This is a genomic window from Photobacterium minamisatsumaniensis, assembly GCF_050336695.1.
Taxonomy (GTDB): Bacteria; Pseudomonadota; Gammaproteobacteria; order Enterobacterales; family Vibrionaceae; genus Photobacterium; species Photobacterium minamisatsumaniensis.
This window is the reverse complement of record NZ_JAKJSI010000012.1, coordinates 238,978-250,745: the sequence shown is the minus strand read 5'-3', so window position 1 is coordinate 250,745 and position 11,768 is coordinate 238,978. Positions and strand designations below refer to the sequence as shown.

At 44.5% G+C, this 11,768-nt stretch carries 9 protein-coding genes and 1 pseudogene; 9 read left to right on the top strand and 1 reads right to left on the bottom strand.

The window, feature by feature from the left end:
* From L4D78_RS04920 to mepA, 3 genes and pseudogenes are all read left to right on the top strand, one after another.
* Window positions 1–280, top strand: a pseudogene (locus L4D78_RS04920) (IS4 family transposase); the annotation flags it as partial.
* A gap of 179 nt (window positions 281–459) precedes the next feature.
* Window positions 460–1,440, top strand: coding sequence for a sugar-binding transcriptional regulator (locus tag L4D78_RS04915; protein WP_428455910.1), 981 nt, complete (start codon window positions 460–462; stop codon window positions 1,438–1,440).
* Window positions 1,441–1,531: 91 nt separating this feature from the next.
* Window positions 1,532–2,362, top strand: a complete 831-nt coding sequence (gene mepA, locus L4D78_RS04910; RefSeq protein WP_428465906.1) for a penicillin-insensitive murein endopeptidase — start codon at window positions 1,532–1,534, stop codon at window positions 2,360–2,362.
* Here the strand turns inward: mepA and L4D78_RS04905 are convergent.
* A complete protein-coding gene (locus tag L4D78_RS04905) occupies window positions 2,356–3,720 on the bottom strand; it encodes an MATE family efflux transporter (protein WP_428465896.1) in 1,365 nt (454 codons plus the stop codon). The two genes, mepA and L4D78_RS04905, sit on opposite strands and share 7 nt — an antisense overlap.
* A gap of 208 nt (window positions 3,721–3,928) precedes the next feature.
* Here L4D78_RS04905 and L4D78_RS04900 point away from each other — a divergent pair, with 208 nt between their 5' ends.
* From L4D78_RS04900 to L4D78_RS04875, 6 genes are all read left to right on the top strand, one after another.
* Complete coding sequence (locus tag L4D78_RS04900; protein ID WP_428465895.1) at window positions 3,929–5,752, top strand: IucA/IucC family protein; 1,824 nt, start codon at window positions 3,929–3,931, stop codon at window positions 5,750–5,752.
* Entirely contained in the window at window positions 5,739–7,487 is a 1,749-nt protein-coding gene (locus tag L4D78_RS04895; RefSeq protein WP_428465894.1) for an IucA/IucC family protein, read from the top strand. The genes L4D78_RS04900 and L4D78_RS04895 overlap by 14 nt, the downstream gene beginning before the upstream one ends.
* Complete coding sequence (locus L4D78_RS04890; RefSeq protein WP_428465893.1) at window positions 7,468–8,724, top strand: AMP-binding protein; 1,257 nt, start codon at window positions 7,468–7,470, stop codon at window positions 8,722–8,724. Before L4D78_RS04895 ends, L4D78_RS04890 begins: the two co-directional genes overlap by 20 nt.
* A gap of 13 nt (window positions 8,725–8,737) precedes the next feature.
* On the top strand, window positions 8,738–10,003 hold the full coding sequence (locus tag L4D78_RS04885; RefSeq protein ID WP_428465892.1) for a DUF6005 family protein: 1,266 nt from the start codon (window positions 8,738–8,740) through the stop codon (window positions 10,001–10,003).
* A gap of 20 nt (window positions 10,004–10,023) precedes the next feature.
* Entirely contained in the window at window positions 10,024–10,869 is an 846-nt protein-coding gene (locus L4D78_RS04880; protein ID WP_428465891.1) for a sugar phosphate isomerase/epimerase family protein, read from the top strand.
* Window positions 10,870–11,027: 158 nt separating this feature from the next.
* A complete protein-coding gene (locus tag L4D78_RS04875) occupies window positions 11,028–11,744 on the top strand; it encodes a response regulator transcription factor (RefSeq protein WP_428455917.1) in 717 nt (238 codons plus the stop codon).
* Window positions 11,745–11,768 lie beyond the last annotated feature (24 nt).

Sequence of the window (11,768 nt, the reverse complement as noted above, 5' to 3'; positions counted from 1 at the left end):
TATCGTGCGCTTAGAAATGGCTGAAATAGCTAAGGAGCACAATGTAGAGCCTCTGAGAATTAGCTTTATCAATGCCTTATACCTGATACAGGATGAGTTTATCTGGTCTGATGGTCGTAGCCCAGGTGCGATCCCTAAAGCATTGAAAATGATGCGAGAGAATGGGAAACGGCTAATTCTTCCAAAGAAACGAAAGAGAAAGCCGTACCCTAGAGCGGTACTGAAAAAAGCAACTAAGTACCCAGCGAGAAGCCGAAATAGAGACGCCACTCGCTCTTAAGCGAATGGCGTTAAGTCTAACGACTCGGGTTTTTTTACGCCTGTATATTTTGTAGTATTTCGTTCTATTGGTTATTTTTATACGGCTTAGAATAAGAGTAGAGCCGTGAGTGCTCGCTGAACCTTAATAATAACGTTAAAATATAAGCGCTTATTTTCCGTGTAATACAAGGAATGGTTATGACAGCCACCCCCAGTGATAATACCCATGTTGATAGCGATCTATTGACTGAAATTGCTATCGCCTACTACCAAGATGGCGCGACGCAGGAAGAAATTTCTAAAAAATTTGGTATGTCTCGCGCAAAAGTAGGGAGACTATTACGTCGAGCAAGGGATGAGGGCGTGGTTGAAATTACCGTTAAATATCACCCAGTATTTAGCGAGAAGTTAGAGCAGCAATTGATAGAGCGCTTCAACCTTAAACGTGCGCTAATTGCACTTGATCAGCCTGATGATGAAAGTCAGCGTCAACAAGTTGCCAGTTTAGTTTCTAGCTACCTTTCCTCTGCGCTAACCGATGATATGGTCGTGACAGTGGGGCAGGGGCGTAACATCGCTTCTATTGCTAGCCATGTTGGCGTCGTTCCCCATCGTAAGTGTCGTTTTGTGAGTGGTATTGGCGGAACACATCGTTCAGGTAATGCGATAAATGCTGATCATATCTGCCGATTATTAGCGAAAAAATATGGTGGGATCAGTGAAACGTTATATGCACCAGCCTACGTTGAAGATATTAAAGTTAAAGAAGCCTTCATGAAGAACGGCACGGTGAAAGAAACACTCGACCGTGCTCGTCGCGCTGATGTAGCGCTTGTTGGGGTGGGTGATATGAATGAAAATAGCCACATGGTGAAATTAGGCTGGTTTACACCGCAAGAAATCGTAGAGGCGCGTATTCGAAAAGGTGTCGTCGGTGATATTGCGGGTTATGACTTTTTTGATAGCCAAGGGCAGCATGCCGATACCATGATGAGTGATCGTGTTATTGGTTTAAGTATGGAAGAGCTACGCCATATTCCAACGGTTGTTGTTACTGCAGCAGAAAACAGTAAGGCACTTGCTTTGCTTGGTGCATTACGTTCAGGGGTCGTGGATGTATTGGCAACCAGTGTTAGTAATGCATTAACTATCCTAAACCTTGATCAACAAATGAAGTAATCGTTACTTCGTTATTTGCTTCTACAAAATTAGGCTGCCAGATGGCAGCCTTTTTCGTGCTTGCTATGCTGTTATAAGGTTGATGGAGAGTATAGTGAAGCAATTCTTAATTTGTATTTTTGCGCTGTTTATTAGTTTTGCGAGTGCAGCAAGTCCATGGGAAAAAGTAGAGACTCCAAGTGAAGGGCAGTCAGAGTCGATAGGGACGTATAATAATGGCTGCCTTGCTGGCGGTGAGAATCTACCTCTTGCAGGTGATGGCTTTCAGGTGATGCGTTCCCATCGTGGCCGCTACTATGGCCATAAAGAGATGATTGCGTTTTTACACGGGCTTTCGACCGATGTCCAACAGCTTAAACTCGGACAATTATTGGTGGGCGATATTGCGATGCCTCGAGGTGGCCGCTTTTCTTCTGGCCATGCTAGTCATCAAACTGGTCTAGATGCCGACATTTGGCTCAAATTGACCAATAGCCCCCTTTCTGAAAAAGAGCTTATTGATATACAACCGTTGCCAATGGTTCATATTAAGGACTACAAGATTAATCAGGAAAACTGGGGGGAGAAGCAAGCCTTATTGGTTCAGTTAGCTGCCGCGGATGAGCGAGTTGCACGCATTTTTGTTCACCCTGTGATTAAGGAACAACTGTGCCAGCGCGAGTGGACGAATCGGGATTGGTTACGAAAAGTACGTCCATGGTGGGGGCATTATTATCATTTCCATGTTCGCCTACATTGCCCCGATGGAGATACCAGCTGTAAGCCTCAAAAGGCACCCCCAGCAGGCGATGGTTGCGGCGCCGAATTAGCGTCTTGGAAACCTAAACCCAAGTCAAAAACAGCCCCAAAAAAGGTTGTAAAGACGCGTAAACGCCTTCCTCCAACGCCTCCGCCCCAGTGTTTAGCCGTATTACATCAATAAAGACAAGGGGCATCGATAGGCTTGCTTCGGAGCTGTTTTCGGTGCTTGATATATAGTGCAACGGCAACGAAAAGTGTCATTGCCTCAGCAAGCGGTAGTGCATATAAAAAGTGTAAGTCATTGTTCAATGCCGAAAGTAGAAGTAATAATGTGATGGGTAATATTAAGCCTCGTAACAGAGAAATACATGCAGACGGGATTGGCTGCTGCATAGCGGTAAAATAAGCTGAAAGCAATACATTGAAACCACTGAATAAAAAGCATGGCCATAGGTAGTTGAGGTACTGCTTCGCCTGCATGCCTGCTTGTGATGATGGATTGTCGAGGAAGATACCCGTGATGATATTGCTGGCGTACAGTGCGATACTGGCTAGTCCAATACAAACGAGTCCGATGGTTATCGTGGCGACCGCCATAAAGCTGTGGACACGATGAATTTTTCCAGCACCAACATTTTGGCTGATCAGGATGTGGAGCGAGTCAATAAAACCATAATAGATCATCATGCCGACGAACAAGAGGTAATTGGCAATGGCAAAACCTGCAATACCTTGTTCTCCAGACTGTCTTACTATCAGCCAATGGATGGTAAATATTACAATGCCGACAGATAGTTCATTAATAAACTCAGAGCAGCCATTGTAGAGTGAGCGTGCTAATGCTTGCAGTGATAAGCCGTAAAGTGTTATCCGAAGTCGACGATTAGGCTGTTTAAAAAAACGCGATAAATATAGGCACTGTATAGCTTGCGCTATTGTTGTTGCCCAAGCTGCCGATTCAATTCCCCAACCTAAATACCCAATAAATAATCCATCAAGGGAGATATTAGTCATAGCCCCTATGATTAAGCCTTGTGTTCCGAGTACAGGGTTGCCATCGAGCCTTATAAAGTAATAAAGAACAAGGTTAGGTAGCTGGATGATTAAGCAAAATGAGATCACTTGGTAATAACGGCTCATGGTTGTGTGCAGTACTTCTGGCGCGCCAAGTAATCGAAATAGCTGGGATTCAAAAAAATAAGAAAGAGATGCCATCAATATGGCTATTACGATGATTGCCAACATCGACTGAGTAAAGATAGCGCTTGCTCCTGCGCTATCTTTTTCTCCTAGGCATTTGCCTGCTATTACCGATCCCCCAATAGCTATCATTAATGCTAAGGCAAACATCAAGGTGAGGTAAGGGATAAGGAAATTAACAGCTGCTAGCGCGTTAGCTCCTAGAATATGGCCGATAAAAAGTCCATCAATCACACTGGTTGTTGATATAGCGAGTAACCCGATCAGTGAAGGAATAGCATAATAAAAAAAAGTGCGAATGGGAGGGCCAACTAGCGGTAACTCTTTGTTGTTTGACATCTTATTCTATTTGTTTGATTAGCGATGAAGCACATATTCTTCTAACTCACACCATAGTTGCTAGCTTGGTATTTAAAGCTCGGAATCCCTATCAATTATCCTCGTAACAATTGTAACTTGAGTTGTAATGATAACCATTATCAATAACTATCGCTGACTATGCCTTCTCGATATGGATGTCAGTGACGTAATGTTTGATGAAAAAATAATGGAACAAAGGGCTAAAAAAATAGCGACTCAAGCTTCGTTTCATGCCTTTATTAATGGATATTTACGAGAAGTTGATGACGGCGAGTGGGGGAAGAAAAATTGTCTTTTAGGTGCACTTCCTGAGTGTGAGCAAGATACTTTTAATCAATTAATGGCGCGTAAGCATGCATGGTGGGTAAAGCTTCCTTTGACTCATAGGGGAGGGTTCTTGATGCTCGAAGTTGCTTATCGCACTGTAGTTGGTCGGCATCGGTTCCATCAGGTCGTACTATTCACCGATGACTCAGGCGTGCAGATAATACCTTTAGCTAACGTCATATCCATGCTGGTGAGAGAAATTTACAGTTCCTACTGCGACAATAAAGCTTCCCATAATGAGGAGCAAGAGCTACTCAGGCGTATTGTTGATAGCGAGCAATTGATGGCTCGTTATATTACTCATCATATGTGCACATCGGCGCCTACTGCTATGCGGTTCATTGATACTGAGCAGATGTTAGTGTTTGGTCACTGGCAACATCCGACGCCTAAAAGCAGGCAGGGGATGCTGGAATATCACCATGAATTCTATGCCCCCGAGATGAAGGGGTATTTTAAACTGAACTACTTTCAGGTTCACCATTCTCTTGTTCGCCAACGGTCAGCTTTACTCTGTGATACTGAAGAAATTATTGCGAGTAGTTTAGATACCGAAGCGTTAGTGCGTGAGGATTACGTTGTATTGCCGATGCACCCACTTCAGGCGCAATGGTTGTTGCATCAACCTTATGTTATTCGTTTAATTGATGCTGGTCTTATTGTTGACTGTGGCGCTCATGGGCCACAGTTCACTGCAACATCCTCAGTCCGATCTTTATACAGTCCGGCACTTGATTGGATGTTTAAGTTTTCCCTTCCCGTAAAAATTACCAACTCTTTAAGGGTTAATAAGCGACACGAGCTCGAGGCTGGTGTCGTGATGACTAGGCTCTATCGTAAGACTGGTTTTTCATCTTTATATCCCAGTTTTCAGATAGTCGCCGATCCTGCTTATATCACGGTGGATGTACCTGAATTAGCAGAGAGTGGTTTTGAAATTATCATCAGAGAAAACAGTTTTAAGCAGGGAAATGATCAAGACACGACGACGCTTGCGGCATTAGCCCAAGACCCGTTGCCCGGTAATGCTTCATTACTTCACCATCAAGTTAAACGGTTATCGAAAGCGCATAACTGCACCCTATTTCTGGCTGCGATGAAGTGGTTCGCGGCTTACTGGGAATGTGCTATTGAACCAATGATCCACCTTTATGATGAGCACGGTATTGCATTAGAAGCGCATCAGCAAAATAGTGTGTTGGCTTTGGATCAGCAAGGGCTGCCTAAGACCTATTATTTTAGAGATAACCAAGGTTACTACTTATCTAAATCCTACCAAGCCTATCAGGCTAGTTTGGACCCTGACTTAGCCATTGTTTCTGATCTTTACTTTGATGATGAGATGATTTGCGACCGATTTTGTTACTACCTTATGGTGAATAATCTTTTTGCAATCATAGGTCGCTTAGGGGCTGATGGTATTGTGGACGAGCCGAGTTTACTGGCGTTTGCCCAGCAGCGGTTATCTGGTCTGGAACGTCGTTTAGTCGGGGCTGGCAAAAAGTTTGTGCAAAGGCTGTTGCATGAAGAGAAGTTGCCAATGAAAGCCAATTTGCTGACAAGGGTCCATGATATTGATGAACTACAAACTGAAAATGAACAGTCGGTTTATACCTTTATTGATAATCCATTGCTGGTAGATCAGCCATATAACCGAGAGTTGCCGACTCATGCCATTGCCTGAAATCTCCCCTCTGTCTGTGACTCAGCGGGTACTGAGGCAGTTAGTTGAAGCATTGATATTTGAACGTTATGTCGATGCAACCTATTCCGCTTTACCCGAACATAGTGGCACTTTTGGCTGGACACTTGCTCGTACCCATTACTCAGTGAAGGGGCGGGTGACTGGTTTTGGCCGAGTGAGGGTTGATATTACAACCTTGACTATAAACCGGTATATGTGCCGTGATTTTTCCACCGCGTTGATTGAACTCATCAATGAATTGCCATCGCCAAATGAGATAAAACACAGCTTATTAGAAGAGCTTTCCCAGACAGTGCGTTTATGCGATTGGAATTCGTTGAATTTGCCTCGCAAGCTGTCGCGCCGGATCTGTCAATACGCTGAATTAGATGGGCTACTCGATGAGGGGCACCCTTATCATCCTTCATTTAAAGCACGTACGGCATTTAGTCTTACTGATCATCAATCTTATGGCCCGGAATCAGCCGCTCGGTTCCAGCTTGAATGGTTGGCCGTGAAGTTAACTCACCTTCAAATGGCCTTGCCGAGTGTACATGATGTGTTTTGGTTGCATGAGTTAGGCCTTGAAAGTTGGCGTCAACTAACAACCCAATTAAGCCACTACGGGGTGTCATGGGATGAATATGCTCTGTTGCCAGTCCACCCTTGGCAGTACCAGCAGTTGAAAGCAACATGGCTCGAAAGGCAAGAATCACTATTGGTGGTGATCCCTCTGGGCGTCACTGGCGATCATTACTCAGCGACCCAATCGGTTCGAACGCTGATGAATGTGTCACAAGCCGCGAAAGCTCACGTCAAGTTGCCTATGAACATGGTGAATACATCTTCCAAACGGACATTGGAACCGTATTCGGTTTGCCGAGCACCAGAGATATCGACTTGGCTATCAGCCGTCACTTCAAATGATCCCTCTTTGTCAGGACTCTCGGTATTAGAAGAGTTTGCGGCAGCCATATTTAAGCCTCCAGAGTGCCCATTGCACACCGAGCCAGCTGATGGACAGCTTGCGCTGATCATGCGGCAGAGTGTCGAAAGTGTATTGGCTGCAGGTGAGCAGGCGATCCCTTTTAATGCCTTGATGATGGTTGAGCATGACGGTATGCCGTTTATTTCTGGATGGGTGGAACAGTTTGGCCTTAAGCGTTGGCTTACTCGGCTGCTACAGGTGGTCGTGATTCCGGTTTGGCACCTATTAGTCAAGCATGGCATTGCGCTAGAAGCGCATGGACAAAATATGGTGTTGGTAGTAGCTGATGGGTGGCCGACCAGACTGATCGTCAGGGACTTCCATGAAAGCGTTGAATTCACAGATAGTTTTCTTGCGGATAAGGAACATCTCCCTACTTTTCTTGCTGACGGTCACGACAATTATTACCGAGCGGAATCTATCGAGCTGTTACGTGAACTAGTGATGGATACGTTGTTTGTTTATAACTTAACAGAAATCGCCCACCTATTGATGACTCACTATGAATTTTGCGATGCCGACTTTTGGCAAGAAGTGATGGATTGCCTCCATGGTTATCAGATTGAACACCCTGAATTGTCTGAGCGGCTAGCAATGCTGGGGCATGATCAGCCGTATGTACTAACAGAGTCTTTATTAACACGAAAGTTAATCGCGGCAAAAGATGAGTGCCACCACCTCATTCCCAACCCGCTGAGTTTTGAAAAGGATAGAACAGAAGGATCTTATGATTTACATCAACGATGATTATTACGGCGATGATTACTTTTTAGCTCGCTATCAAGAGTTTGCTCGTCATGATGTGCTTTCACGCTGTAAAGGGAAGCGAATTGCATTATGCAGCTCAGATCCTGCGTACTTGTTAGCACTGTGTTTATATCTAAAAAAAACAGGCGGGTCTCTTTATCCCATCCATGCCGATATGCCTCGCTTGGCAGCTAAACGTATGGCAGTAAAGGCTAAGTGTCACTATCTACTCATTAATACAGTAGCGCATTGCTTACCTTTGGGGAACGATATTCCTGAAACTGAAGCCGTATTGGTACAAACCAGTTCAGGTACGACGGGTGAGCCAAAGGTTATTTGTCGCTCTTGGCGTTCTATTGATCAGGAATTAGATAGCTATATTTCGACATTCACTGCGCCGAATAGCATGACGCCTATCATTGCTTGCCCTATTACGCATTCTTATGGGCTAATTGCCGGAGTGATGGTTGCATTGAAGCGTCGGCAGATCCCACTGATCATCAACCAGCTCAATCCGAAATACTTGATTAAGGTATTGCAACAAACGCCAAATCATCTTCTTTATTCATCGCCAGCCTTGCTTCAGTCTATTGCAACGCTATATCCACAATCTAAGCAATTACATGCGGTGATGACTTCAGGCACTTTGTTGCCGAAAGCCTGTTTTGAAGCTTTGCAGTATCGTGCAGAGCATATTTTTCAGCAATATGGCTGCTCGGAAGTCGGCTGTATAGCCATTAACCCGAATACAGAAACCAATAATAGCGTGGGGTATGTATTGCCCCATCTACACGTTCAAGCTGGACGTTGCCATCAGCAGCCAGAAGAGATCACCGTTACAGTTAATGGCGAGGTTATTCATACCCGAGACTTAGGCTATTTCGATGAGCAGCTACGGCTGCATTTTGTTGCTCGTGCCGATGACCTTATCAATGTTGCTGGTTTGAATGTTTATCCGAAAGATGTTGAAGATGCGGTGAGCGAATTGCCAGCGATCACCGATGCCGTTGTATTTAAGCGCCAAGATGCACTCGCGGGTGACAGGGTATGCCTTCAATTTGTTGCCGATGAAAACCTTTCCCCGAGCCTAATCCGGCGTTGGTGCAGTACCCGGTTAGCCGCTTTTCAACTCCCTGTTGATATTCAGCAGGTGGAACAGATTGATAAGTTTCCTAACGGAAAAGTAGACCGGCTCGCGCTAGCGAAGACGGAACCTGCCATACCGGCAATCGGTTAAGGAGGATAGATTGATGACTTATGAGCAGGTTACGTTGGCAATTAAACAGGTGCTAGAGGAGTCGATGAAGAGCCCTTGTTTGGACGCTTTTCATGAACATGCACGGCTTAATGAAGATCTTTATTTAGATTCCGTTTTGGTTTTACAGCTGATGCTACATCTTGAACTTGATCTAGGGGTCAAAGTTCCTGACGAGAATCTAAGTAAGAAAGATTATGAGACGGTTGCGAGTTTAGCGTCGTTTATTGTGGGTTTGGCCAATGAGAGTGAGGTTAGCGTTGATGATACAAGCATGGAATCGGAAGCGTTTGAGGATGTCAAAGTCCATTGTTTTGTTAGCTGTGTCTGTGAATCGTTGAAGCGCGCGGGTATTGACCATCGGCCTTTTTATTTTGGGGTGTGGGATGCCGAATTTACGGTGACAGATAATTATCATTTACGCTATCACTCGGATGATGTTGATCACCGTGTCTTTCGCGACTGGTATAAGCGTTTATATGGTGGCGATTTGATTGCTTGGTATGAGGGAAGTAAGGGCAAGAATGAGAACATCGAGACAATGATGACTCTGCTGGCAGGGAAGCCTAACTCTATGCCGCTGATGGTGATGTTAGATATGTACCAGTTGCCCGAGCGAGAAAATAAATTCAGCCAGAATCCTTTTCCCCATTACGTGTTACTTCAGCAAGGCTCGGGACCAAACACTTTTATGATGTCAGATCCGGACTTCCGCTGGGAGGGCGAGGTTGATAGTGATCGCGTGATCAATGCGATTGCTCAGCCAACTGTTGCGGGGGGGTACTACTTTGATGAAAAGGTGCTTCACTCTGCAAATGATGAAGATATAAAAGCATATTTTGAGCTGTGCTTTACATCTAAAAACCGCCCTTTGAATGACGCAATTAAAAGCATTCTGATCTATTACGTGCAGGGGGAAGGTGTGTCTTCACTCGGCGAACTAAGCCAAGCACTGAGAGAGATAAAGGTCATCGCCGTTCGTAAGTATGCTTATGAACATGGCTTTGCGTTTTTCTGGCGTGCTTTAGGCCTACCTGATGATGAATTCGAACATTGGTGTGATGTGGTCGAGGAGTTGGTACAAACCTATTCAAATGTGCAATACCAAGTGATGAAACTGGCACAAACCGAGAATATCGAGTTGGTTAAAGGGATTTATGGTCTGCTGGAGAAACAAGAAAAAACTGAAAACAAGATCAGAGCACGCTTATATGAAGCGTACATGGATTGGTGTGAATTTACGTTTAGCACTGTGTGCTGATAGTAGCAGAGGAGAAAAAAATGCAATTATCGATTTGCACTATTTCGTTTCGTCATCAGCTGGTGTCATTGGAATATTTAGCTGAGTGGGCGCGTTCAAACTACTTTGATGGCATTGAGCTATGGGGAGTACATGCCCGCAGCCTCGCATTACAGCCACAATATGATGCCAAATGGTTAGCTGATATGGGGTTATCAGTCTCGATGGTCAGTGACTACATCCCCCTTGTTGGTGATCGTCGAATAGCACAAGCAAAGTGCCAATCTGTTTGCCAGCTGGCCAATTTTTGGAAGACGCCCAAAATCCGTACATTTGCAGGCCATGTTGCTAGCGAGAGTGTGAGCAGAGGTGAGAGAGCCGAGATGATTACTCGCTTAAGGCATGTCTGTGATTATGCTGCTGGGCATGGATTAGAGGTATTGGTCGAAACTCACCCCAATACGCTGGCAGATACTCCGTCTTCTATTTTTCAGCTATTAGATCAAGTCGATCATCCTGCCTTGAAGATCAATTTTGACACGTTACACGTGTGGGAGTCTGGGGCTGATCCCTGTGAGTTTCACCAAAAGATAGAGGAAAACGTTGCTCACTATCATCTAAAGAATATTGCATCGCGTCACCAGCTATCCGTTTTCGCCCCTGATAATGTTTATTCACCAGCAGGAACCCGAGAGGGAATGGTCTCTTTGTTTGAGGGGGCACTGGATTACAAGGCATTTTTGGCCGATATCATTACAGATAGCAATAAATCGGCGTCCTTAGAATGGTTTGGTGATGACGTAAAACCTGTTTTGCTCAAAGATAAAGTCGCCTTTGCCAAACTGCAGCAAGAGGTGAAGATGCAAGAATTAGCATTCGCACTATAGTGATAAGTTTTGTGAATGGGAGTTTGATGTGCCTCTAATAATTTGTATGAAACGAATTTAATTATTGAGGCTGAAAGCAATTAAGGGCCTAATGATATTGATAATTAATAGCATTAAGCCCTTTTTTATTTTTAACGATAACCAACAGCTAATTGAAAATGAGTCTAACGAAACGGAATTTTTCTCAGGAAGTAACGATTTTGGTCGCAGAGCCCGATGAAAAGTACAACCAACTCATCTGTGAGAGATTGTGGCAAGATGGCTACATGGTAAAGCGTTGCCGTAATGGGAGTGAAGTGCTTGATGAGGTAAAACGAAAAGCGGTCAGTTTCATTATTTTGTCTATGCGGCTTTCAGGTATGCATGAGTGGGCTTTGCTTAAACAGTGTCGTGAGTTGACCCCAATCCCCATTATTGTACTGACGATGGAAGGTCAACATACTGAGGGAGTGATAGGTTTTCGGTATGGTGCAGATGATTATATGCCAGTGAAGCGCTCTGTTCAGGAGCTATGCTATCGCATTGATGCGATATTGCGGCGGAGTTATTCAGCGAAGCAGTTTGAGATTAGAGGAAAGGAACTCGTTCTCGATAAGCTCGTTATGGATCGCCAATCAATGGATGTGTCTTTTGCCGGTAATATGATAGCAATGACCCCCATTCAGTTTAAATTGCTTTGGACTCTGGCCTCACAGCGGAATGAAGTATTACCGAAACCCTACCTTTATCGGCAAGTGCTTGAGCGGGAATATGCACTTTACGATCGCAGTTTAGATATGCACTTGAGCCGAATAAGAAAGAAGCTGATTGCTGTTGGTATGCCTGCGGACCAATTACTGACCTTGCATGGTAAAGGCTATAGCTTTGTGTCGTAACTTTCCTGATTTAATTTTTATCAC